The organism is Bradyrhizobium glycinis (assembly GCF_016031655.1).
In the GTDB taxonomy this organism is placed as follows: Bacteria; Pseudomonadota; Alphaproteobacteria; order Rhizobiales; family Xanthobacteraceae; genus Bradyrhizobium; species Bradyrhizobium glycinis.
Genome location: NZ_JACCHQ010000001.1, coordinates 207787 through 232399 on the forward strand (window position 1 = coordinate 207787; position 24613 = coordinate 232399).

General features: G+C 64.9%; 22 protein-coding genes and 2 pseudogenes. 22 read left to right on the plus strand and 2 right to left on the minus strand.

Annotation, left to right across the window (positions count from 1 at the left end; all coding sequences use genetic code 11):
- Positions 1-7 precede the first annotated feature (7 nt).
- The 9 genes and pseudogenes from HZZ16_RS00945 (at position 8) to mmsB (ending at position 9632) form a co-directional block, all read left to right on the plus strand.
- Positions 8-1180, plus strand: a complete 1173-nt coding sequence (locus HZZ16_RS00945) for a fumarylacetoacetate hydrolase family protein (protein ID WP_197946584.1) — start codon at positions 8-10, stop codon at positions 1178-1180.
- A gap of 450 nt (positions 1181-1630) precedes the next feature.
- Positions 1631-1771, plus strand: a pseudogene (locus HZZ16_RS00950) (sugar ABC transporter substrate-binding protein); the annotation flags it as partial.
- Positions 1772-1919: 148 nt separating this feature from the next.
- Positions 1920-2696 carry a FadR/GntR family transcriptional regulator gene (locus HZZ16_RS00955; RefSeq protein WP_197946586.1) on the plus strand — a complete coding sequence of 259 codons (777 nt, stop codon included), beginning with the start codon at positions 1920-1922 and terminating at the stop codon, positions 2694-2696.
- Complete coding sequence (locus HZZ16_RS00960; RefSeq protein WP_197946588.1) at positions 2693-3619, plus strand: Gfo/Idh/MocA family protein; 927 nt, start codon at positions 2693-2695, stop codon at positions 3617-3619. Before HZZ16_RS00955 ends, HZZ16_RS00960 begins: the two co-directional genes overlap by 4 nt.
- Positions 3620-3621: 2 nt before the next feature.
- Positions 3622-4698, plus strand: coding sequence for an aldose epimerase family protein (locus HZZ16_RS00965; protein WP_197946590.1), 1077 nt, complete (start codon positions 3622-3624; stop codon positions 4696-4698).
- Positions 4698-5576: an SMP-30/gluconolactonase/LRE family protein gene (locus HZZ16_RS00970; RefSeq protein WP_197947249.1), complete on the plus strand. Its 879-nt coding sequence runs from the start codon at positions 4698-4700 to the stop codon at positions 5574-5576. Before HZZ16_RS00965 ends, HZZ16_RS00970 begins: the two co-directional genes overlap by 1 nt.
- 71 nt (positions 5577-5647) lie before the next feature.
- Positions 5648-6718 carry a multiple monosaccharide ABC transporter substrate-binding protein gene (gene chvE, locus HZZ16_RS00975; protein WP_197946592.1) on the plus strand — a complete coding sequence of 357 codons (1071 nt, stop codon included), beginning with the start codon at positions 5648-5650 and terminating at the stop codon, positions 6716-6718.
- Positions 6719-6867: 149 nt separating this feature from the next.
- Positions 6868-8445: a multiple monosaccharide ABC transporter ATP-binding protein gene (gene mmsA, locus HZZ16_RS00980; protein WP_283815743.1), complete on the plus strand. Its 1578-nt coding sequence runs from the start codon at positions 6868-6870 to the stop codon at positions 8443-8445.
- Complete coding sequence (mmsB, locus tag HZZ16_RS00985) at positions 8442-9632, plus strand: multiple monosaccharide ABC transporter permease (protein ID WP_197946596.1); 1191 nt, start codon at positions 8442-8444, stop codon at positions 9630-9632. The genes mmsA and mmsB overlap by 4 nt, the downstream gene beginning before the upstream one ends.
- Positions 9633-9769: 137 nt before the next feature.
- Here the strand turns inward: mmsB and HZZ16_RS00990 are convergent, their stop codons facing one another.
- Positions 9770-10195 (minus strand): cupin domain-containing protein, encoded by a 426-nt coding sequence (locus HZZ16_RS00990; protein ID WP_172784321.1) that lies wholly within the window; start codon positions 10193-10195, stop codon positions 9770-9772.
- A gap of 131 nt (positions 10196-10326) precedes the next feature.
- On the opposite strand from HZZ16_RS00990, the pseudogene HZZ16_RS00995 reads away from it, so the two are divergent.
- From HZZ16_RS00995 to HZZ16_RS01040, 10 genes and pseudogenes are all read left to right on the plus strand, one after another.
- Positions 10327-10639 (plus strand): annotated as a pseudogene (locus HZZ16_RS00995) (VWA domain-containing protein); the annotation flags it as partial.
- Positions 10640-10710: 71 nt separating this feature from the next.
- On the plus strand, positions 10711-11373 hold the full coding sequence (locus tag HZZ16_RS01000; protein ID WP_197946598.1) for an HAD family hydrolase: 663 nt from the start codon (positions 10711-10713) through the stop codon (positions 11371-11373).
- A gap of 6 nt (positions 11374-11379) precedes the next feature.
- On the plus strand, positions 11380-12330 hold the full coding sequence (locus HZZ16_RS01005) for a sugar-binding transcriptional regulator (protein ID WP_197946600.1): 951 nt from the start codon (positions 11380-11382) through the stop codon (positions 12328-12330).
- A 350-nt stretch (positions 12331-12680) separates the two neighbouring features.
- Positions 12681-13994, plus strand: a complete 1314-nt coding sequence (locus HZZ16_RS01010) for an ABC transporter substrate-binding protein (RefSeq protein WP_197946601.1) — start codon at positions 12681-12683, stop codon at positions 13992-13994.
- Between the two features lie 84 nt (positions 13995-14078).
- A complete protein-coding gene (locus HZZ16_RS01015; RefSeq protein ID WP_197946603.1) occupies positions 14079-14951 on the plus strand; it encodes a carbohydrate ABC transporter permease in 873 nt (290 codons plus the stop codon).
- A gap of 1 nt (position 14952) precedes the next feature.
- Positions 14953-15783, plus strand: a complete 831-nt coding sequence (locus HZZ16_RS01020; RefSeq protein WP_197946605.1) for a carbohydrate ABC transporter permease — start codon at positions 14953-14955, stop codon at positions 15781-15783.
- Between the two features lie 14 nt (positions 15784-15797).
- A complete protein-coding gene (locus HZZ16_RS01025; protein ID WP_197946606.1) occupies positions 15798-16805 on the plus strand; it encodes an ABC transporter ATP-binding protein in 1008 nt (335 codons plus the stop codon).
- A gap of 31 nt (positions 16806-16836) precedes the next feature.
- The gene (locus HZZ16_RS01030; RefSeq protein WP_197946607.1) at positions 16837-17610 is read left to right on the plus strand and encodes an SDR family NAD(P)-dependent oxidoreductase; all 774 of its coding nucleotides are present in this window, start codon (positions 16837-16839) and stop codon (positions 17608-17610) included.
- A 40-nt stretch (positions 17611-17650) separates the two neighbouring features.
- Positions 17651-19297, plus strand: a complete 1647-nt coding sequence (locus HZZ16_RS01035; RefSeq protein WP_197946608.1) for an FGGY-family carbohydrate kinase — start codon at positions 17651-17653, stop codon at positions 19295-19297.
- A 5-nt stretch (positions 19298-19302) separates the two neighbouring features.
- Entirely contained in the window at positions 19303-20238 is a 936-nt protein-coding gene (locus HZZ16_RS01040) for a carbohydrate kinase family protein (RefSeq protein ID WP_197946609.1), read from the plus strand.
- Between the two features lie 6 nt (positions 20239-20244).
- On the opposite strand, the gene HZZ16_RS01045 is transcribed toward HZZ16_RS01040, so the two are convergent.
- Positions 20245-21132, minus strand: coding sequence for a LysR family transcriptional regulator (locus HZZ16_RS01045; protein WP_197946610.1), 888 nt, complete (start codon positions 21130-21132; stop codon positions 20245-20247).
- Between the two features lie 124 nt (positions 21133-21256).
- On the opposite strand from HZZ16_RS01045, the gene HZZ16_RS01050 reads away from it, so the two are divergent.
- From HZZ16_RS01050 to HZZ16_RS01060, 3 genes are all read left to right on the plus strand, one after another.
- Positions 21257-22678 (plus strand): amidase, encoded by a 1422-nt coding sequence (locus tag HZZ16_RS01050; RefSeq protein ID WP_197947250.1) that lies wholly within the window; start codon positions 21257-21259, stop codon positions 22676-22678.
- Positions 22679-22777: 99 nt separating this feature from the next.
- Complete coding sequence (locus HZZ16_RS01055) at positions 22778-23728, plus strand: ABC transporter permease (protein ID WP_197946611.1); 951 nt, start codon at positions 22778-22780, stop codon at positions 23726-23728.
- Positions 23725-24612, plus strand: a complete 888-nt coding sequence (locus tag HZZ16_RS01060) for an ABC transporter permease (protein WP_197946612.1) — start codon at positions 23725-23727, stop codon at positions 24610-24612. Before HZZ16_RS01055 ends, HZZ16_RS01060 begins: the two co-directional genes overlap by 4 nt.
- Position 24613: the final 1 nt, after the last annotated feature.

The window sequence follows — 24613 nt, forward strand, 5'->3', positions numbered from 1 at the left end:
CGCGGCCATGACGACATTGACTGTAAAGGACCTTCTCCCCGAGGACGGCACGAAGGGGACGCTGGTCGGCCGCGTCTGGCTGCCGCAGGTCAACGGTCCGGCCGTCGCCGCCGTGCGCGGTGACGGTGTGTATGACGTCACGGCAAAATTTCCGACCATCAGCGCGCTCTGCGAGACGGACGATCCCGCCAAGGCGCTTGCCGCCACCAAGGGCGAGCGCATCGGTGATCTCGAGGCGATCGTGGCCAACACCCCGCCGGACGAGCGCGATCGCCAAAAGCCCTGGCTGCTCGCGCCGGTCGATCTCCAGACGTTGAAGGCGGCCGGCGTCACCTTCGCAATCTCGATGCTGGAGCGCGTCATCGAAGAGCGCGCCAAGGGCAACCCGGCCTCGGCCGAAGCGATCCGGAAAGAAGTGACGCGCCTGATCGGCGACGATCTGTCAAAGCTCAAGCCGGGCTCGGACCAGGCGATGCACCTGAAACAGGTGCTGATCGATCAGAACGCCTGGAGCCAATATCTCGAGGTTGGCATCGGTCCGGATGCCGAGGTCTTCACCAAGGCGCCCACCTTGTCGTCGGTCGGCACCGGCATGGACGCCGGCCTGCATCCGAAATCGACCTGGAACAATCCCGAGCCGGAACTCGTGCTGTTCGTCTCCAGCCGCGGCAAGATCGTCGGGGGGGCGCTCGGCAACGACGTGAACCTGCGCGACTTCGAGGGCCGCTCGGCGCTGCTCTTGTCGAAGGCCAAGGACAACAACGCGTCCTGTTCGATCGGCCCGCTGCTGCGCCTGTTCGACGACACCTTCACGCTCGACGACGCGCGCAGGCTGGACATCAGCCTGAACGTCACGGGTACGGACGGCTTCGTTCTCGACGGCCATTCCTCGATCAGCAAGATCAGCCGCGAGCCGACCGATCTCGTCGCGCAGATCATCGGGAAGGTGCATCAATATCCTGACGGCTTCGTGCTGTTCCTCGGCACCATGTTCGCTCCCGTGAAGGATCGCGATGCGCCGGGGCAGGGATTCACCCATAAGCGCGACGACATCGTCACCATCGCGGCGCCTCAGCTCGGCAAGCTCGTCAACCGCATGCGTACCAGCGACGAGTGCGAGCCCTGGACGTTCGGCATCGGCGCACTGATGAAGAACCTGGCGCAACGGAAGCTGATCTAGCGCTGCTGCCTCTCGCCTCTCTCCGCCCGCGGGGAGAGGCCGACACGCGAAGCGTGGGCGGGTGAGGAGGGACTCGCGACGAGTCGATCTGGTCGGTAGGCGCAGAGTTTTATCCGCACCGTCATTGCGAGCGCAGCGACGCAATCCAGAGTCTTTCCGCGAAGGGATTCTGGATCGCAATGACTGGGAGGAGCCGTCTGTCACCGTCCTTGCGAAAAAACCCCATAATTTTCTTCATCTCCTCGTTGTGCTAGGGGAACAAAGTCGCGCTCAGCGTGTCATAAGTCAGCTTGCCGCCGCTCGTGCATTTTCCTCCAAATAGTCAAATAATATGACTAGTCGGAACTTAACTTCCGTGAAATAGTGCCCGCCGCTGGCCTGAAGGCCCGCCTGTGGGTGCCATGCTACCAATCGGTGCCCCGGAAAGAAACATCTCGGGAGACACGCCTGATGACCCCTAACGCCCTCTTTGCGGCCAGCGCCATAGCCGCCTTGTTGCTCGCGGCGCCGGCCAGCGCCGGCCAGCTCACGATCGGCTTTTCGCAGATCGGATCGGAATCCGGCTGGCGCGCGGCCGAGACGTCCGTCTCAACGTGAAGTCGACCTCCTGCAACGCGCGCACCGCGCCAAAGCTCTTGCTGATCCCCCGCACTTCGGGCGTGCTTTTCTTCGCCTTCATCGCCCCGCAGCAGGGGCTGGTCGCGCGCCGGCCGGCGGCAAAACCTGCGGGAGCGGCGTCATGACCTCGCGGATCGTCGTCATCCCGACGCGGCGGGCCCATTCCAATCATGCGGAGGTGGCGCGTTCGATCGGCGTCGACATCATCGCCGGCCGCTATGCGGAAGGCACGCGCCTGCCGGGGGATGCCGAGATGATCGCAATGTTCGGCGTCTCGCGGCCGGTGCTGCGCGAAAGCGTCAAGACGCTGGTCGCCAAGGGGCTGCTCACCACCAAGGCGCGGGTCGGCACCGTCGTGCGCGAGCGCGGTGCCTGGAACATGTTCGACGCGGACGTGCTGGCCTGGCACCTCGACGCCGGTATCGACAAGCGCTTCCTCAACGACCTCGCCGAGATACGTCTGGCCGTCGAGCCGCGCGCGGCGATGCTGGCGGCCACGCAGCGGTCCGAGCAGGACATCAGCGAGCTGCGCCGCTGTATGGATCGCATGCGGCATGAAGCCTCCGACTCGGTCGGATTCGCCGACGCCGATCTCGCGCTTCATGTGGCCGTGGCGCGTGCCTCGGGCAATCTGTTCATGCGCTCGGTCGGGCATGTCATCGAAGCAGCGCTGCGCGCCTCCTTCCTGCTCAGCGCTCCGGTCGAGTCGGAGGACCGCGAGACCGTGCTGCTCTGGCATCAGAAGATCGTCGATGCCATCGCTGCGGGCGATGCCGACGCCGCATCCGAGGCCATGGTCTATGTCATTCACAACGGCATGCGCCGCCATGACAGCACGGCGATCGAGATCGCCCCGGCCGAGCCGCTGCCGTCGACCGACACTGGAGAACAAGCGTGACAGACCTTCGCATCGCCATCGTCGGCTTCGGCAAGATCGCGCGGGACCAGCATGTGGGGGCGATCGCCGCCACACCGGGTGCAACGCTCGCCGCCGTGGCGAGCCGCAACGCCTCGCTGCCGGCGGTACCGCATTTCGCGACCATCGAGGAATTGCTTCAGAAAGGGCCGCCGATCGACGCGGTCTCGCTCTGCACGCCGCCGCAGGTGCGGAGGGCCCAGGCCGCGGCGGCGCTCGCCGCCGGCAAGCATGTCATGCTGGAGAAGCCGCCGGGCACCGGCGTTGCCGAGCTCGATCCGCTGATCGCGATGGCGGCGGGTGCGAAGCGGACATTGTTTGCGACCTGGCATTCGCGCTATGCGCCGGCGGTCGAGCCGGCCCGGCAATGGCTCGCCGAGCGGCACATCAAATCCGTGCACATCAGCTGGAAGGAAGACGTCCGTGTCTGGCACCCCGGGCAGGGCTGGATCTGGGAGCCCGGCGGCCTCGGCGTGTTCGATCCCGGTATCAACGCGCTGTCGATCCTGACCAGGATTCTGCCGAAGCCCGTGTTCGTCACCGCGGCCGAGCTGTCCTTTCCAGCCAATTGCCAGGCGCCGATCGCGGCGAACCTGAACCTGACGGATATCAGCGGCCTGCCCGTGACCGCCGAGTTCGACTTCCGCCAGACCGGGCCGCAGAGCTGGGACATTCTCATCGATACCGATCAGGGCCGGCTGACGCTGTCCAGCGGTGGCGCGCGCATGGCCGTCGGCGGCAAGGTGGTTGCCGAAGGGCCCGATGAGGAATATCGCGGACTCTACCGACGCTTCGTCGCGCTCGCAGCGACCGGCGCAAGTGACGTCGATCTGACGCCGCTCCGTCTCGTCGCCGACGCCTTCCTGCTCGGCAAGCGCACGATCGTCGAACCGTTTGTGGATTGAGCATGGCCGCATCAACAATCACAAGGGACGTGTTCGGGACGCTGCCCGACGGCCGAAAGGTCGAGCGCGTCGTGCTGCGTGGGCAGGGCGGCTTCGAGGCGCGCATCATCAGCCACGGCGCGGTGCTGCAAGCGCTGATCGCGCCGGATGCCAAGGGCGAATACGACGATGTCGTGCTTGGCCATGATGCCTTCGCCGGCTATCTCGCCGAACGGAAGTTTCTGGGCGCCACCGTCGGCCGCTATGCCAACCGCATCGCCAGCGGACAGTTTTCGCTTCAAGGCGAGACGGTGCAGCTTGCCGTCAACAACGGACCAAATGCATTGCATGGCGGGCTCGACGGTTTTGATCGCAAGCTCTGGGAAATCGCGGACATCGACGAGGGCGCCGAGCCCGCCGTGACGCTCACTTATGTCAGCCCGCACGGGGAGGAGAATTATCCGGGCAGGCTCGACGTCCGCCTGACCTATCGCATCACCGGCCCGACTGAGTTGTCGCTGCTGATGGAAGCGCGGACCGACCGGCCGACCATCGTCAATTTGACCAACCACAGTTTCTTCAACCTCGAGGGTGCGACGTCGGGGACGTCCATTCTCGATCACCGTCTGCTGGTCGCCGCCGAGCAGTTCCTCGCCATCGATCCCACCGCCATTCCGCTGCCGGAGCCGCCGCGCAGCGTGGCCGGCACGCCGTTCGATTTCCGCAAATCGCGGGCAGTGGGCGAGCGGATCCGCGAAGGCGACCCACAACTGCAAAACGGCAGGGGCTACGACCACACCTATTGCCTCGGGCGCGACGGCAAGCTTGCGCTCGCGGCGCGGCTGGAGGCGCCGCGCTCCGGGCGCATCATGGAGCTGCTCACCAATCAGCCTGGACTTCAGGTCTATTCCGGCAATTATCTCGACGGGACGATGTCGGGCAAGGGTGGCAAGCTGATCCGCCAATCGGACGCCATGTGCCTCGAGCCGCACATCTGGCCCGACGCTCCGAACCGGCCGGACTTTCCGAGCCCGCGCCTCGATTCCGGCGAGGTCTATCGCCATCACACGGTGTATCGTTTTTCGGTGAGGTCGCCATGATGGAGCAGGTGCCAACGACTGTCCTCTCGGATCATCCTTGCCATCTCGGCGAAGGCCCGACCTATGACGTGACCACCGACACGGCCTGGTGGTTCGACATTCGCGAAGCCAAGCTGTTCGAGGCGCAACTCAGCAGCGGTTCTGTCCGCATCCACGCGCTCGGTCGGATGGCGAGCGCGCTGGGGCGCATCGACGCCGAGCGGCAGCTGATCGTCGCCGAAGACGGCCTCTACATCCGCAAGCTCGCTGATGGTGCGATGACGCTGTTCTGTCCGCTCGAAGCGGACAATCCGGCGACGCGCTCAAACGATTGCCGCGTGCATCAATCCGGTACGTTCTGGATCGGCACCATGGGCAAGAAAGCCGAGCCGAAGGCAGGCGCGATCTACGCGCTTCATCGCGGCAAGATATCGACGCTGTTTCCGGGCATCAGCATTCCCAATTCGATCTGCTTCTCGCCGGACGGCGCCACCGGCTACTTTACCGATACGCCGCGCGCGGTGCTCTATGCCGTGCGGCTCAACCCCGCGACCGGCCTGCCGCGTGGCGAGCCGGAGGTGCTGTTGCGCCACAGCGGCATAGGCGGTCTCGACGGTTCGGTATGCGACGCCGACGGGCAGATCTGGAATGCGTGCTGGGGGGCGAGCCGGATCGACGTCTACTCGCCGCAAGGCGAGCGCCTGCGGTCGCTCAGCGTGCCGGCGATGCAGGCGAGCTGCCCCGCCTTCGTCGGCCCCGACCTGTCGCGCCTGCTCGTCACGTCGGCCTGGCAGGACATGGACGATGCGGCACGCGCTGCCGATCCGCAAGCCGGCTGCACCTTTCTGCTCGAAGCAACCGCGCGCGGACGCGCGGAACCCGACGTCAAGCTCGCATAGGAGGCCCAAGCCGTACACGACCGTCGTTCTCGAACTTACGAAGAAAGTCTGACACCCAAAGGGAGTGAAACATGCTGAAACTGAAGACGACATTTCTCGCGCTGGCGCTGGCCGGTGCCGCCACGATGGCTACAGGCGTCACTGCCTTCGCCCAGAAGGCGACGGTCGGCATCGCCATGCCGACAAAATCCTCGGCGCGCTGGATCGACGACGGCAACAACATGGTCAAGGTGCTGAAGGAACGCGGCTACAACACCGACCTGCAATATGCCGAGGACGACATCCCGAACCAGCTCTCCCAGGTCGAGAACATGGTGACCAAGGGCGCCAAGGCGCTGGTGATCGCCGCGATCGACGGTACCACCTTGTCCGACGTGCTCAAGCAGGCGAAGGCAAAAGGCATCACCGTGATCGCCTATGACCGCCTGATCCGCGGCACGCCGAACGTCGACTATTACGCGACCTTCGACAACTTTCAGGTCGGCGTGCTCCAGGCAGAGTCGATCGTGCAAGGTCTCGGCCTGAAGGACGGCAAGGGTCCCTTCAACATCGAGCTGTTCGGCGGCTCGCCCGACGACAACAATGCCTACTTCTTCTACAACGGCGCCATGAGCGTGCTGAAGCCGTATATCGACAGCGGCAAGCTCGTCGTGGTGTCCGGTCAGATGGGCATGGACAAGGTGGCGACCCTGCGCTGGGACGGCGCCACCGCGCAGGCGCGCATGGACAATCTGCTCAGCGCCTACTACGGCAACAAGAAGGTCCACGCCGTGCTGTCGCCCTATGACGGCCTCTCTATCGGCATCATCTCCTCGCTGAAGGGCGTCGGTTACGGCAGTGCCGGCCAGCCGATGCCCATCATCTCGGGCCAGGATGCCGAAGTGCCTTCGATCAAGGCCATGCTCCGCGGCGACCAGTACTCGACCATCTTCAAGGACACCCGCGACCTCGCCAAGGTGACCGCTGACATGGTCGACGCCGCGCTCGCGGGCAAGGAGGTCACCGTCAACGACACCAAGACCTACGAGAACGGCGTCAAGACCGTGCCGTCCTACCTGCTCAAGCCGGTTGTGGTCTACAAAGACAATTGGGAGAAGGTGCTGGTCGACAGCGGCTACTACAAGAAGTCGCAGTTCCAGTAAGTGAGTGCTCCGTCGTTCCGGGGCGATGCGAAGCATCGAACCCGGAACCTCGAGATTCCGGGTTCGATGCTCCAGGCCCGCTTCGCGGCCCCGGCGCATCGCCCCGGAATGACGGCGGAAGGATAAGCTTTTTCAAGGAAACGATGGCCATGACCGCCATGCTGGAGATGCGCAACGTCAGCAAGAGCTTTGCCGGCGTGCAGGCGTTGCGCGACGTCAACTTCTCGGTTCGCGCCGGGCAGATCCATGCGCTCGTCGGCGAGAACGGCGCCGGCAAGTCGACGCTGATGAAGGTGCTGAGTGGGGTCTATCCGCACGGCAGCTACGAGGGCACCATCATCTTCGAGGGCGAGGAGCGCCGCTTCCGCGACATCAATGATTCCGAGGCGCTGGGCATCATCATCATCCATCAGGAGCTGGCGCTGATCCCGCTGATGTCGATTGCGGAGAACATCTTCCTGTCGCATCCGCCGTCGAAGTTCGGGGTCATCGACCGCGACGAGGTCTACCGGCGCACGCGCGAGCTGCTGGCGCAGGTCGGCCTGAAGGAATCGCCGGATACGCTGATCACCGATCTCGGCGTCGGCAAGCAGCAGCTGGTCGAGATCGCGAAGGCGCTGTCCAAGCGGGTGCGGATGCTGATCCTCGACGAGCCGACCGCGAGCCTCAACGAGGCCGACAGCGCCGCGCTACTCGAACGCCTGATGGCATTCCGCGAGCAGGGTATCGGCTCGATCCTGATCTCGCACAAGCTGAACGAAGTCGCCAAGGTCGCCGACCACATCACCGTGCTGCGCGACGGCCGCACGGTGGACAGCATCGACTGCCATGCCGAGCCGATCCAGGAAGACCGCATCATCCGCAGCATGGTCAACCGCGATATGGCGCACCGCTTCCCGGAGCGCAACGTGAAGATCGGCGAGCCGGTGCTCGACGTCGAGAACTGGTCGGTCTATCACCCCATCCATCCCGAGCGGCAGGTGATCAAGAACGTCAGTTTCGGCGTCAAGCGCGGCGAGGTCGTGGGCATTGCCGGGCTGATGGGGGCAGGGCGCACCGAGTTCGCCATGAGCCTGTTCGGCCGCTCCTGGGGTACCAATATCAGCGGCATTATCCGGCTCGAAGGCCGTGAGATCGCGCTGCCGAGCGTCGCCGCCGCGATCGACGCCGGCCTTGCCTACGTCACCGAGGACCGCAAGCAGCTCGGCCTGATCCTCGCCGACGACGTCCGCAAGAACATTACGCTCGCGAGCCTCGACCAGGTCGCGCCTAGCAGGGTGATCGACGACATCGCCGAGCTCAAGGTCGCCAGCGACTACCGCAACCGCATGCGCATCCGCTGCGCCGACGTCTACCAGGAGACTGGCCAGCTCTCCGGCGGCAACCAGCAGAAGGTCGTGCTGTCGAAATGGCTGATGACCGACCCCAAGGTCCTGATCCTGGACGAGCCGACGAGAGGTATCGACGTCGGTGCCAAATATGAGATTTACTGTATCATCAACGAGCTTGCGGAAGCCGGTCGCGGCGTCGTGGTGATCTCCTCGGAGATGCCCGAGCTGCTCGGTATCTGCGACCGCATCTGCGTCATGAACGACGGCGCCTTCGTCGGCGAGTTCAAGGGCTCAGAGGCGACACAGGAAAAGATCATGCGCGCCATCATGCGCAACGAACGAAGCATTGGAAACGCCGCGCCCGCGGCCGCGGAGATGGGAGGATCGCAGCCATGACCGACAAGACGGTTTCGCTGCCCGAGGAGCGCCGGCACGGCAGCTTCATCAAGAACAATTTGCGCAATTACGGCATGTTGATGTCGCTGGTTGCGATCATGCTGTTCTTCCAGGTCGTGACCGGCGGCACGCTGCTGCAGCCGCTCAACCTCACCAACTTGGTGCTGCAGAACAGCTATATCGTCATCATGGCGCTGGGCATGCTGCTGGTCATCGTCACCGGCCATATCGACCTTTCGGTCGGCTCGGTCGCAGGCTTCATCGGCGCCGTGGCGGCCTTGCTGATGGTGACCTACAAGGTCGATTACACGCTCGCCTTCATCGCTTGCCTCGCGCTCGGCGCCGCGATCGGTGCGGCGCAGGGCTATTGGGTGGCCTATTTCAAGATCCCGTCCTTCATCGTCACGCTGGCCGGCATGCTCGTGTTCAAGGGCCTGGCGCTCGCGGTCTTGCAGGGCCAGTCACTCGGGCCGTTCCCGGCGACCTTCCAGAAGCTGTCCTCAGGTTTTATCCCGGAACTGCTGCCCGAGGCCGGCACGCTGCATCCGACCTCCATGCTGATCGGTGCCTTGCTCGCGCTCGGCCTCGTCTATGCGAGTGCCAAGGGAAGGTCGCGCGAGCAGTCGCACGGCATCGAGGTCGAGCCTTACGGGTTCTTTCTCGGCAAGAGCATCGTGCTGGCCTGCGCCGTGCTCTACTTCACCTATCTGATCGCGACCTATCGCGGCCTGCCCAACGTGCTCGTGATCATGAGTGCCCTGATCGCACTCTACGGCTTCGTCACCCGCCGCACCGTGATCGGCCGGCAGATTTACGCCGTCGGCGGCAACGCCAAAGCGGCGAGCCTGTCGGGCATCAAGACGGAGCGGCTGACCTTCCTCACCTTTGTCAACATGGGCGTGCTCGCCGCGCTCGCCGGCCTCGTCTTCGCCGCGCGGCTCAACACCGCAACGCCTAAGGCCGGCCTCGGCTTCGAGCTCGACGTCATCGCCGCCTGCTTCATCGGCGGCGCCTCGGCCTATGGCGGGGTCGGGCGGGTCGGCGGCGCCGTGGTCGGCGCCATGATCATGGGTGTGATGAACAACGGCATGTCCATCCTCGGCATCGGCATCGACTATCAGCAGGTCATCAAGGGTCTGGTGCTGCTCGGCGCGGTGTGCATCGACGTGTACAATCAGCGGAGATAGCCGCACCGACGGTCCTGGAGGGTGGGCAAAGGCGCAACGCGCCGTGCCCACCATTTTCAGCGACGCCGATGGAAGGGCTAAGCGCGCGATCGAACCGTAGCCATGCGAACGTTCGGCTTCTTGCGCCGCACTCATCCTCAGGATTGCATCACCGGAACCAGCCCGTAACGCAGCATCGTTTCCTTCATTTTGGCCGGATCAGGCGAGCCGGCCGATAGCAGACCCGCCATGTCCCTGAAGTATTGTGGGCCGAGTACGCCGGGGCTGAGGATGCACAGGCAGGTCGCCGGTCGCGGCGAACGGTTGATGAAGCCGTGCACCACGCCGCGCTTGATGAACAGGCTTTCGCCCGGCGCGACGTCAATGTCCTTTGCTTCGATCCGCCAGGTCGAGATGCCGCTAAGTCCATAGATCGTTTCGTCCCAGCGATCGTGATAATGCGGAATCGGCATGCGCGCGTTCGGCTGCAATGTCATCTCGAACAGATCGAGGCCGCCCGCGGTGTCGTCCTTGCTCTGTAGGAATGTTAATTGCAGCGCGCCAAGGTTGATGATCTCTGGCATGGCCAACTCATCCAGTCGGGTGGAGTGCAATACTAGCGCACGAGGCAAGGAAGCCAAGACCTGGGAATGGAACTGTCTGAGACCATGAACAGCAGGTGCCTCCTGCTGTGCAGCGTCGCAATGGCCCCTGCATTGGCGCGGCGGTGCGCCATGCCGCCGCCGGGCTTGCGCGCCAGCCACTGCGCAAGAAGTTGCTGCTCGTCCTCACCGACGGCAAGCCGAACGATGTCGACCATTATGAAGGGCGCTTTGCGGTCGAAGACACCAGGAAGTCCGTGCAGGAAGCGCGCAGGCTCGGGATTGCAGTGTTCGGCGTGACGATCGACGCGGCGGCGCAATCATATTTTCCGACCCCTGTTCGGGCGGACCGGCTATGCCATCGTCGGCAACATCAAGCGATTGCCGGCGGCGCTGCCGGCGATCTACCGGCAGGTGGCCCATTGATGCGGCACCGGTGTCGCACGGTTTTCTGGTGAGCTATTGCTCATGTCGCGGGCATATGATCGAATAGTGGAATGGACCACGGCCCGCGAGAACCCGATCTGATCATCTTCGACTGCGACGGCGTGCTCGTCGACAGCGAACTGTTGAGTTGCCGCTGCCTGTCCGAGGTCTTGGCCGAATTCGGTCTCGTGCTCAGCGAGGAGCAGGCGCTCGAGCTGTTTCTTGGGCGCAGCACCAAGGCCATTGAACAACATTATCGCGATCTCGATCAGGTCGTGCCGGATGGATTCCTGCCCCGATTGAAGACGCGCGTGCTGGAGACGTTTGCCACCTCGCTCGCGCCGATCCCCGGGGTGGAGGCGGCGATCTCCGGGCTGACCGTGCCGTTCTGTGTGGCCTCGTCGAGCGACCTCGACCGCGTCTCGCTCTCGCTCGACGTCACCGGTCTTCGGGCATATTTCGGCGATCGGATCTACACTGCGCAGATGGTTAGGCATGGCAAGCCGGCGCCCGATCTCTTTCTCCACGCAGCCGAGAACATGCGCACGCCGCCCTCGCGCACGCTGGTGATCGAGGACAGCGTCAGCGGCGTGCAGGCAGGCAAGGCGGCCGGCATGACCGTCTGGGGATTTGTCGGCGGCGTCCATTATCGCGGCCGCGACGGCCGGGCTATATTATCCGCTGCCGGGGCTGATCGGGTCTTCGCGCATATGAGCGATCTCTGGGAGGTGTGAGCGCGCATGGCCGCCGAGAACGACAAGTCGAGACTCGATGACGCCGCGCGCGCCGGCTGGCTCTATTTCATTGCCGGCCACACCCAGGACGAGATCGCAAAGATGCTGCAGGTCTCACGCGCCTCGGCGCAGCGGCTGGTCTCGCTGTGCCTCGCCGAGCGGCTCATCACCTTCCGTCTCGAACATCCTATCGCGGCGTGCATGGAGCTGGCGGCGCGCCTGAAGCAAAGGTTCGACCTCGTTCACTGCGAGGTGGTACCGGCCGATCCTGCCGCGCCGCAGGCGGTGGCTGGAATTGCCGAGCGCTGCGCCAATCTGCTCGATTCCACGCTGCGCTCGGAGACACCCGTCATCGTCGCGCTCGGGACGGGCCGGGCGGTGCGCGCTGCGGTCGAACGCGTCACGCCGATCGAGCGGCCCAATCACCAGATCGTCTCGCTGGTCGGCAACATCTCCGCCGACGGCTCGGCGAGCTTCTACGACACCGTAGGCCGGCTCGCCGACCGCACCGGCGCGCGGCACTATCCGATGCCGCTGCCGTTCCTGATGTCGTCGGAGGACGAGCGCAACAAGATGGTGCGCATCGAGCCGATCGCGAAGGTTAAGGCGGTCGCGGCCAGGGCCGACTTGCGCCTCGTCGGCATCGGCCAGATGGACCAGAAGGCGCAGGTGCACATCGACGGCTTCGTCACCCGGGACGAATTGTTCGAGATGATGCGGCTCGGCGCCATCGGCGAGATCACCGGCTGGGCCTATGACGCCAAGGGCCGCCTGCTCAAGGCCGGCACCAACAAGCGCCTCACCAGCATCCCTCCGGAAGTGCCGGCGAAGACCACGACGATCGGTGCGGCGGTGGGCGCGGCCAAGGTTCCGGCCATCGCGGCGGCACTGAATGGTGGCCTGATCAACGGGCTGATCACGGACGAGGCGACGGCAAGGGCAATTCTGGAGCGGTAGGGCGGTTCGCGCGGCAATGGACAGTGCGCTCCCTCTCACGCTTGCGGGAGAGGGCTGGGGAGAGGGTGCCTCCTCAGTGAGAATCCCCAAGAGGAGAAAGCCCTCACCCGTATCGCATCTTCGATGCGATACGACCTCTCCCGCTTGCGGGAGAGGTGGAGCAAGCCGCGGCGCTCATTCCCAACAATTGCCGTCGCTCCCGTGCCGGGGATATTCCATCCCTCCCGCACCGCAGCACTCATAAGTCGCGCAAACCCCCACGCGGCTGCTTGACAACCCGTCACGCTTGCGCTGAACATACGCCCAACGCGTGGGCATATGCCCAAAACGCGAATTGAGGGGAGGTCACCGTGAAACATGTCCTGGGCGCCGTGTGCGGCGCGTCTTGCCTGATGCTGGCTGTCCCAGTGATGGCCGAAACGACCCTGACCATCGCCACCGTCAACAATGGCGACATGATCCGCATGCAGGGGCTGACGAGTGAGTTCACCAAGAAGAACCCTGATATTTCCGTCAAATGGGTGACGCTGGAGGAGAACGTGCTGCGCCAGCGCGTCACCACCGACATCGCCACCAAGGGCGGCCAGTTCGACGTCCTCACCATCGGCACGTACGAGGTGCCGATCTGGGCCAAGAAGGCTTGGCTGGTGCCGCTCGCCAACCTCGGCGCCGATTACGACGTCGCCGACCTCCTGCCCAAGATCAAGGACGCGGTCTCCGCCGACGGCAAGCTCTACGCCGCCCCGTTTTACGGCGAGAGCTCGATGGTGATGTATCGCACCGACCTATTCGAGAAGGCCGGCCTGAAGATGCCGGAAAAGCCGAGCTGGGATTTCGTGATCGATGCGGCCAAGAAGCTCACCGACAAGAGCGCCGGCACCTACGGCATCTGCCTGCGCGGCAAGGCAGGCTGGGGCGAGAACATGGCGTTCCTCTCGGCGATGGCCAATTCCTACGGCGCGCGCTGGTTCGACGAGCAGTGGCAGCCGCAGTTCAACACGCCGGAATGGAAGACGACACTCACCACCTACGTCAACCTGATGAAGGAAGCCGGCCCTCCCGGAGCCAGCTCCAACGGCTTCAACGAGAATCTGGCGCTGTTCAACGCCGGCAAATGCGCGGTGTGGATCGACGCGACGGTCGCGGCGTCCTTCGTCACCAACCCCAAGGAGTCCAAGGTCGCCGACAAGGTCGGCTTCGCGCTCGCGCCCAACACCGGGCTCGGCAAGAATGCCAACTGGCTGTGGGCCTGGAATCTCGCGATTCCCGCCGGCTCCAAGAAGACGGAAGCCGCAGAAAAGTTCATCGCCTGGGCAACCAGCAAGGACTACACCAAGCTGGTTGCGTCGAAGGAGGGTTGGGCCAACGTGCCGCCGGGCACGCGCACCTCGCTCTACCAGAACGATGAGTACCTGAAGGTCGCGCCGTTCGCGAAACTGACGCTGGCCTCGATCGACGCCGCTGATCCCAACAAGCCGACGGTGAAACCCGTTCCTTACGTCGGCGTGCAATACGCCGCGATCCCTGAATTCCAGGGCATCGGCACGCAGGTCGGCCAGCAGTTCTCGGCGGCGCTTGCGGGATCGACCACGGTTGATGCAGCGCTCACGGCTGCGCAGTCTGCTACCGAGCGCGAGATGAAGCGCGCCGGCTACATCAAGTGAGCCCGAGCTCTCCCTGAGCTCAAAATTGCGGCCATCCATCCTTGCTGGATGGCCGCCCTTCTTCCTCCGAGCGGAGCGCCAAGAATGGCAACCCGGCAGACGCAGCTTCTTGCGCGGTCGCTCCTGACCCCCGCCGTCGGGTTGCTGTTCATCTGGATGATCGTCCCGCTGGCGCTGACGATCTACTTCTCGACGCTGCATTACAGCCTGCTCGATCCCGGCTCGGAATCGTTCGTCGGCCTCGAAAACTTCCGCTACTTCCTCACCGATCCTGCCTTCCTGGCCTCGCTCCAGAACACGCTGGTGCTGGTCGGCTCGGTGCTGGCGCTGACCATCCTGCTCGGCATTCCCCTGGCGCTGCTGATGGACCAACCCGTAATCGGCCGCAATTTCGTGCGGCTGATGGTGATCGCGCCGTTCTTCGTGATGCCGACGGTGAGCGCGCTGGTCTGGAAGAATCTGTTGATGCATCCGGTGTCGGGATTGTTCGCCTGGCTCGCCTCGCTGTTCGGCCTGACACCGATCGATTGGTTCAACGACGTGCCGCTGCTCGCGGTGATTCTGATCGTGACCTGGCAATGGCTGCCGTTCGCGACCCTGATCCTGCTCACCGCGCTGCAATCGCTCGACGAGGAGCAGAAGGAGGCCGCCGAGATGGACGGTGCGAGCGCCGTCTCGACCTTCATCTACATCACGCTGCCGCACCTTGCGCGTCCCATCACGGTGGTGATCCTGATCGAGACCATCTTCCTGCTGACGGTGTTCGCCGAGATCTTCGTCACCACGGGCGGCGGGCCCGGCCTGCAGACCACCAACATCGCCTTCCTGATCTATTCGCAGGCGCTGATCCAGTTCGACGTCGGCAGCGCCTCCGCGGGTGGGCTCGTCGCGGTGGTGATCGCCAACATCGTCGCCTTCTTCCTGGTCCGCATCGTCGGCCGCAACCTGGAGGCCTGACATGGCGCGGATGGCGACGACGCGGCGGGTGATGATATCGACGGCGGCGGCCTGGCTGTTCGGCTTCCTGATCTTCTTTCCGATCCTGTGGATGGGGCTGGCGAGCTTCAAGACCGAGCTCGAGGCATTCGCGATCCCGCCATCCTTCCTGTTCTTCCACTGGACCACGGAAAATTACGCGACCGTGCAGGAGCGCAGCGACTACCTGCACCACGCGATGAACTCGATCATCATCGCCGGCGGCTCGACGCTCATTGCGCTGTTGATCGCCATTCCGGCGGCCTGGTCGATGGCGTTCTCGCCGACCAAGCGCACCAAGGACATCCTGCTCTGGATGCTCTCGACCAAGATGATGCCGCCGGTCGGCGTGCTGGTGCCGATCTACCTGATCTACAAGAGCTTCGGGCTGCTCGATTCCCGCATCGGCCTCGTCTTCATCCTGTGCCTCGGGAATTTGCCGATCGTCATCTGGATGCTCTTCACTTATTTCAAGGAGATCCCGCGCGACATCCTCGAAGCCGCGCGCATGGACGGCGCCACGATCGGTCGCGAGCTCGTCTACGTGCTGACGCCGATGGCGATCCCGGGGCTGGCGTCCACGCTGCTGCTCAATCTGATCCTGGCTTGGAACGAGGCGTTCTGGACGCTGAATCTGTCCACTTCGAGCGCTGCGCCGCTCACCACGTTCATCGCCTCCTATTCGAGCCCCGAAGGGCTGTTCTGGGCAAAACTGTCGGCGGCGTCCACGCTGGCGATCGCGCCCATTCTCGTCCTCGGTTGGTTCAGCCAGAAACAGCTCGTGCGCGGGCTCACCTTTGGCGCGGTAAAATAGGGGGCTGCCGGATCATGGGTCAGATCACACTTCAGGGCGTGCAGAAATCCTTCGGCCCGGTGCACATCATCAAGGGCGCCGACCTCGATATCGCCGACGGCTCCTTCGTCGTATTCGTCGGTCCCTCCGGCTGCGGTAAGACCACGCTGCTGCGGCTGATCGCGGGGCTCGGGGACGTCAGCGGCGGCAAGATCCTGATCGATGGCAAGAACGTCGTCGATACGCCGCCTGCCAAGCGCGGACTGTCGATGGTGTTCCAGTCCTACGCGCTCTATCCACATATGAGCGTGCGCGGCAATATCGGCTTCGGCCTCAAGATGGCGGGCCTGCCGAAGGAAGAGATCAACCGCAAGGTCGAGGCGGCCGCCGCGACGCTGAATCTCACGTCCTACCTCGACCGCAAGCCGCGCGAGCTCTCGGGCGGCCAGCGCCAGCGCGTCGCGATCGGCCGGGCCATCGTGCGCGAGCCCAAGGCGTTCCTGTTCGACGAGCCGCTCTCCAACCTCGATGCCGCACTGCGCGTGCAGATGCGCATCGAGGTGACCCGGCTGCAGAAGCAGCTCGGCACCACCGCGATCTACGTCACCCACGATCAGGTCGAGGCCATGACCATGGCCGACAAGATCGTCGTGCTCAACGGCGGCAAGATCGAGCAGTATGGCTCGCCGCTGGAGCTTTACGAGCGACCCGCCAATCTCTTCGTCGCCGGCTTCATCGGCTCGCCCAAGATGAATTTCGTCACCGGCGAGAATGCCCTGCAACGCGGCGCGGCCACTATCGGAGTCCGGCCGGAGCATCTGAAGATCGAACGCGATGGCGCCAGCGGCTGGCAGGGCACCATTGCGGTGGCCGAGCATCTCGGCAGTGACACCTTCCTCTACGTCGATGCCGGCGCGCTCGGCATGCTGACGGCGCGCTACATCGGCGAATTGAGCCTGCATGCCGGCGACCGGGTGTCGCTGATGCCGGATCCTGCGCGCATTCACCGCTTCGACGAGAGCGGCAACGCTCTTCGGGGCTGACAAAAAACGGCAAGAAAACGGAAAGACGATCATGTATCTGGAAAAATTCAGGCTGAGCGGCAAGACCGCGTTCATCACCGGCGGCGGCCAGGGCATCGGCCTCGCCTGCGCGGAGGCGCTGGCCGAGGCCGGTGCGAAGGTCATCATTGGCGACCTCGACGGCAAGGTCGCCGACGGCGCCAAAGCCAGCCTGAGAGCGAAGGGCTACGACATCGAGACTGCGGTCATGGACGTCACCAACACCACACGCGTGGCGGAGGTGGCAAATGATCTCGTCGCCCGCCATGGCAGGGTCGACATCCTCGTCAACAATGCCGGCATCGCGCGGAGCGAGACGCCGGCCGAGACCGTTACCGACGAGCATTGGCTCAATGTCATCGATGTCAATCTCAACGGCACCTTCTGGTGCTGTCGCGAGTTCGGCAAGCACATGTTGAAGGCTGGAAGCGGCGCCATCGTCAATATCGGTTCGATGAGCGGCTTCATCGTCAACAAGCCGCAGGAGCAGTGCTTCTACAACGCCTCCAAGGCTGCCGTGCACCATCTGACCAAGTCGCTGGCCGCCGAATGGGGCGCGCGCGGCATCCGCGTCAACGCGGTGGCGCCGACCTATATCGAGACGCCGCTCAACGCCTTCGTGAAGAGCAATCCGAAAATGTATGACGCCTGGATCGGTGGAACCCCGATGGCGCGCATGGGGCAGGTCGAGGAGATCGCCTCCGTCGTGCTGTTCCTCTCGTCCGAGGCCGCGAGCCTGATGACCGGCAGCATCGTGCTGGTGGATGGCGGCTACACTTGCTGGTAGGCTCACCGTCAAAACGGGCGGAAGGCGACCGGGAGAGACCATGCCGCGAGCGTATATCGGCGTCGACGTGGGGACCACGAGCACGCGGGCAGGGGTGTTTGACGAGGCCGGCACGCTGCTCGCGACGGCCCGGCATCCGATCAGGATCTGGCACGAGGCCGGCGACATCGTTGAGCAGTCGTCAGAGGACATCTGGCAGGCCTGCGCCAAATCGGTGCGCGCGGCGATGGCGGAAGCAGCGATTGCGCCGAGCAGCATCGGCGGCATCGGTTTCGACGCCACCTGTTCCCTCGTGGCGCTCGATCCGCAAGGCGAGCCTCTCACCGTCAGCACCTCCGGCGAGGCGCAGCGTAATGTCATCGTCTGGATGGACCATCGCGCCACGGCCGAGGCGCGGCTGATCAACGAGACCGAGGATGCTGTGCTGCGCTATGTCGGCGGCTCGATCTCGCCGGAGATGGAGATGCCGAAGCTGCTTTGGCTGAAGCGGCATCTGCGCGCAAGTTTCGATGCCGCCGGTCACTTCTTTGATCTGGCCGATTATCTGACCTGGCGGGCGACCGGCGCGCTGCAGCGCTCGACCTGCACCGTCACCTGCAAGTGGAACTATCTCGCCCATGACGGCGGCGGCTGGAGCGCGCCGTTCTTCAAGCGCATCGGCCTCTCCGACTTCGTCGCCGAGAAATACGCGCGGATCGGGACCGAGATCGTTGCGCCCGGTACGCGCCTCGGCGCCGGGCTCACGCCGGCAGCCGCGGCCGAGTTCGGCCTTCCTCCGGGCACTCCGGTCGGCGCCTCCCTGATCGATGCCCATGCCGGCGGCATCGGTGCGATCGGCGGCCGTGACGGGGCGGGCGGCGCGAGCGATGTCAGCGACCGTCTCGCCTACATCATGGGAACGTCGGCCTGCATCATGGCGACGACGAAGGAGCCGTGCTTCGTGCCGGGCGTTTGGGGCCCGTATTATTCCGGCATGGTGCCGGAGTTCTGGCTCAATGAAGGCGGGCAGTCCGCCGCGGGCGCTGCGATCGATCATCTCCTCAAGTCGCATCCTGGCCATGGCGAGGCGAGCGCGGCGGCGCGGGGCGAAGGCCTCGACCTCATCGATTTCCTCGAGCGCCGCATCATCGCGCGTGCCGGCGATGCCAGCCGTGCCGCGCTGTTGGCGCACGACGTCCACGTGCTGCCGGAATTCATCGGCAATCGCTCGCCCCATGCCGATCCCGACACGCGCGCGGTGATCGCGGGCCTCGATCTCGACACCGACATCGCCTCGATGGAGCGGCTGTTCGTCGCCGGCCTCTGTGGTCTTGCCTATGGGCTTGCTGAGGTCATCGAGGCTTTTGCCGCGCATGGGGTCCGGTCCAGCATCATGATCATGGGCGGCGGTGCCAGCCGCAGTCCGTTGGTCCGCCAGATCATGGCCGACACCACCGGCCTCACCGTCGCGCTGCCGCAGACCAAAGAGCCGGTGCTGCTGGGCGCCGCGATGCTCGGGGCGGTCGCCGGTGGCGCCTGTGCCTCGATCGACGAGACCATGGCCAAGATGTCGGCGCTTGGACGCAAGAGCGAGCCGACCGCGCCGGACATGGCCGCGTTCCACGCCCGCAAGCGCGAGGTCTACAAGCTGCTGCGCGAGCTCGATCGCGGCAGCCGTGCCGCGATGCGCAGCGTCGCGAAAGGTTGAAGGACATGCTGATTGCCTGCGGCGATGCGCTGATCGATTTCGTGCCGACGCGAAGCGTCGAAGGGCGCGAAGCGGTGATGCCCGCGGTCGGCGGCTCCTGCCTGAACGTCGCGATCGGAATGGCGCGGTTGGGCGCGCCGACCGGCTTTGTCGGCGGCATTTCGACCGACCTGTTCGGCCGCATGATCGCCGATCACGCAGCAGCCTCCAATGTTGACCTCGATCTCGCCACCCGCAGCGACCACCAGACCACGCTTGCCTTTGTCCGCATTGTCGAAGGCGAGTCGCACTACGCCTTCTACGATGCCGAAACCGCGACGCGGAGCTGGACTTATCGGCATGGGTCCATTCCGTTCGATACGGTCGAGGCCGTCCATGTCGGCTCGACTACGCTGGTCAACGACCAGGGTGCGGCCGAGACCAAGGCCCTGATCGCAGACGCGCGGCCGTCGTCCACGATCTCCTTCGATCCGAACTGCAGACCGAACCTCGTCAAGGACAAGCCAGCCTATCTCGGCCGTATGGCCGAGTTCGCCGGAAGAGCCGATCTCATCAAGATGTCGGATGTCGATTTCGCCTATCTCTTCGGCGAGGAGCCTTATCAGCAGCGCGCGAGCACATTGCTGCGGCAGGGCACAAGCCTTATCGTCATCACCCGCGGCAGCAACGGCGCCATCGCGTGGCATGCGCAAGCCGGGCAGATCGAAGTGCAAGCACCAAAGGTCGAGGTCGTCGACACGATTGGCGCCGGCGACAGCTTTCAGGCGGCACTGCTGTTCGCCCTGTACAAGCAGGGTCACATCGCCCGACCGAGATTGCAGGACATCGGCGCGGACGAACTCCGCCGTGCCCTGTCCTTCGCCGCCAATTGTGCGGGCCTGACCTGCACCCGTCCGGGCGCCGATCCCCCCTGGAGCCACGAGATCAATTGGAGCTGGTAGTCCACGTCACATCCGCGCGACGGCCTTCTCGGCACATTTGACGAAGGTTCCGATCAGCGGACTGTGGGAGTCCCGCCGCCAACAGACTGCGATGTCGAGGGAGTCAGCGACGTCGCGCAGCGGTCTGAACACGACTCCGCGTGGCGCGCCGAGTCGTGCGCAGGCCGGCAGGATGGCGAGACCTTCGCCGGCCAGGACCAGGCTCATCGCCGAATGCACCGTCTCCACCCGGCTGGCGATCGGCATCACCACTTGGTGCCGACGCAATAAAGGGACAACCGCGGAGGAGGCGGGCCCATGGTCGGGATGCGGAAGTGCGATCAGCGGGCGACCCTGCAGCCGGGCCATCGGCACGGAGCTCAAGCGGGCGAGTGGCGAGCGGATCGGCATGGCCAGCATGAAAGGCTGTGCACCGATCTTTGCCACCTGTATCTCGGGATGATTGATTGCGGGCATGCACAGCGCGACCGTGACACTGCGGTCGAGCACGCGGGCCTCGCGCGTCGAGGCGCTGAGCTCAACAAAGCTGAGGTCGACGCCGGGAACCGCGCGGCGCAGTTCGGGGATGAGCCGCGGCAGCATCGCATTCGCCAGCACGAACATGTAACCCACCGACAGCCGGCCGCGCCGTCCCGAAGCAACCGCGCGCGCGGCTTCGGCGCCGTCGGCCGCCAACGCCAGCGCTTCGCTGGCGCGCGCCAGCAACGCCTGGCCCGCCTCGGTCAGATCCATGCCACGGGTGCCGCGGCGGAACAGCGGCGCGCCGATCTCGGCCTCGAGCTTGCGGATCTGGACCGAAAGCGGCGGCTGCGCCATCCGGAGCTGCTCGGCCGCCTTGCCGATGCTGCGGGCCTCGGCGACGGCGACGAAATAGCGGAGCCGGCGAAGATCCATTGGCATACCGAGAGCGTATGGGTTGGCGACAAAAATCGTATTGGACGGCGAGTTAACAAAACTGTCATTCTCGCTGTCAATGTCTACGGGCCAATGGCGGCTCGCTTCGGAGCGTGATGTGACGATGAATGGCGATCCCTGTCTGTTGTCCGCAACCGAGCTGCGCGGTCTCGTCGCGGCAAAGCGGATTTCGCCAGTCGAGCTCACCCGCGCGGTGCTTGCCCGCGCCGAGGCCCTCCAGCCCGAATTGAATTGCTTCATCACGTTGTGCGGCGACGAGGCGATCGCTGCGGCGCGCGAAGCCGAGCGCAAGGTGATGGCGGGCGAACCGCTCGGCCTGCTGCACGGCATCCCCGTAACCGTCAAGGACATCGTCAATACCAAGGGGGTCAAGACCACGTTCGGCGCCGTTCCCTACAAGAATAATGTGCCGACCGAGGATGCCGTCGCCGTCGCGCGGCTGCGCAGCGAGGGTGCAATCCTGATCGGCAAGACCACGACGCCGGAGTTCGGCAGCAAGTGCCTCACCGATTCACCCTTGTTCGGTCGGACCCGCAATGCGTGGGACGCCTGCCGCTCCTCCGGCGGTTCCAGCGGCGGCGCGGCGGTCGCCGTGGCGAGCGGCATCGCGCCGCTGGCGATTGCGACCGACGGCGGCGGCTCGACGCGAATTCCAGCCGCCTGCAACGGCGTAGTGGGCCTGAAGCAGAGCAACGGCGTGATCCCGCACAGCCAGGCGCTCGATGTGTTCGGCAACCAGACCTATGTCACGCCGACCACCCGCACCGTCGCCGACACCGCATTGATGATGCAGGCGATGGCTGGCGAGGATCCTTGCGATCCGTGGTCGATCGGCGTGCCCGTGCCTGACTTCATCGGCACCGCCGCCCCGCGCGGCGATCTACGCGGCTTAAGGATTCTGTACTGCCTGACGCCGCCGGGCCGTCCGGTGTCAGCCGAGGTCGCCGCCAATTTCAAGGTGAGCCTCGACCGGCTGGCCGGGTTGGGGGCCGAGCTCGAGGAATTCTCCGGCGAGGGGTTCGACATCGAGCCGATCTGGCGCGCCATTAACCACACCGTCTGGCGCACGCGCTTTGCCAAGCTTGCAGCCGAGCATCGGGACGAACTGAGCGAGGCCTTCCTCAACCAGCTCGCGCTCGCCAGCGAGGTCAGCGGCGTCGACTATCAGGAGGCGATGTTCGCGCGCACCGCGTTGTTCCGCCGCGTGCAATCGCTGCTTGCGCGCGGTCACCTCCTGGCGATGCCGACGCTGACGCGCACCGCGCTGCCGATCAAGCAGGATCTGTTCGGCAGCATCGAGATCGACGGCAGGCATTTCGACAGCGTCCGGCCGCACTGGTTCCCCTGGACCATGCCGTTCAACATGACCGGCCATCCCGCCGTCAGCCTTCCCTCCGGCTTTGCCCGCGACGGCTTGCCTATCGGGCTTCAGCTGGTCGGCCGTTTCCGGGCTGACGCGGAATTGCTGCGCGTGAGCGCTCTGTTCGAAGCGTCAAGCGATCTTCTGTCCCGCTGGCCGGCTTGAGGAGATGGGCATGCCGCAAAGGGGTTATGTGCAAAGAACTTGCCTCCGGCGTCCAGACATGTTGATCGTGCCGCGGGTGAGCCCTGAAGCCGAGCACGCATGAGCGTCTTTGTCCTCCGACGTCTGTTGACCCTGCTGGCGACGCTGGTCGGCGCATCGCTGATCATCTTCCTGGTGCTCGATGCGCTGCCCGGCAACGCCGCGCAGATGCTGATGGGCGCCGACGCCTCGCCGGATGCGGTCCGCGCGCTCACCATCAAACTCGGGCTCGACCAGCCGCTGGCGGTTCGCTACATGCAATGGATCAAGGGCCTCGCCGTCGGCGATCTCGGCAATTCCTACGTCTACGGCACCGCGGTCGGCAGCCTGATCGCCGAGCGGCTGGTGCTGACCATTCCGCTCGCGATCATGGCGATGACGATCACGGTGACGCTGGCGCTCTCGGCCGGCATCTACACCGCCGCCAACCACAACAAGCTCGGCGATGTCGGCGTGATGTCGTTGACGCAAGTGGGCATCGCGCTGCCGAATTTCTGGTTCGCGATTCTCCTGGTGCTGTTGTTCTCGGTGCGACTGCAATGGCTCTCGGCGGGCGGCTTTGCGGGGTGGGAGGACGGCATCTGGCCGGGGCTCAAGTCGCTGCTGTTGCCCGCGATCTCGCTCGCGGTGGTGCAGGCCGCGATCCTTGCGCGCGTCACGCGCTCGGCCGTGCTCGAAGTGCTGCGCGAAGATTTCGTCCGCACCGCCCGCGCAAAGGGCCTCGGCAAGCGCGAGGTTCTGTGGAGCCACGTGCTGCGCAATGCCATGATCCCCGTGATGACCGTGATGGGGCTGCAATTCGCCAATTTGCTCGCCGGCACCATCGTGATCGAGAACGTGTTCTACCTGCCGGGCCTCGGCCGTCTGATCTTCCAGTCGATCGCCAACCGCGATCTGATCGTGGTGCGCAATTGCGTGATGCTGCTCGCCGCGATGGTCGTGATCGTCAATTTCGTGGTCGATGTCCTCTATGCCTTCATCGATCCTCGCATCAAGGTGCACGACCTGTGAGCGCGCCCATCGTCATCGACGCACCCGTCGCACCGCGTCCCCTGCCGGCGCGCACGTTCTGGCGCCGCGCGTTGCGCCACCGCAGCTTCGTCCTCGGTGGCACGCTGAGCCTTCTGGTGCTGGCTTCGGCCCTGTTGTCGCTGGTATGGACGCCGTGGTCGCCTCACGAGATCGACATCGCCGCAAAGCTCCGCCCGCCCTCGGCGGCGCATTGGCTCGGCACCGATTCCTTCGGCCGCGACATCGTCTCGCTGCTGCTTGCGGGCGCCCGATCCACCATCATGGTCGGTGTCATCGCCGTCAGCATCGGTCTCACCTTCGGCGTCACGTTGGGCCTGATCGCCTCGGCCCGGCGCGGCTGGACGGAGGAAATCATCATGCGCTTTTCCGATTTCACCTTCGCCTTTCCGGCCGTGCTGTCCGCGATCATGCTCGCGGCGGTCGTCGGGCCCGGCATGGTGACCTCAATCGTCGCGATCGGCATCTTCCAGATCCCGACCTTGACCCGGCTGACGCGCGGCTCCGCCAACGCGATCTGGGCGCGCGAATTCGTGCTCGCGGCACGGGCGGCGGGCAAGGGGCGCTTCCGCATCACCATCGAGCATGTGCTGCCGAACATCCTGTCGATCCTGATCGTGCAGGTCACCATCCAGTTCGCGCTCGCCATCCTCGCCGAAGCCGCTTTGTCCTATCTAGGCCTCGGCACCCAGCCGCCGCAGCCGTCCTGGGGTCGGATGCTCAACGACGCGCAGACGCTGCTGTTCCAGTCGCCGATGCTCGCGGTCTATCCGGGCGTTGCGATCGCAATCTCGGTGCTCGGCCTCAACCTGCTCGGTGACGGATTGCGCGACCTGCTCGATCCCCGGCTGGCGCGGGAGCGATGAC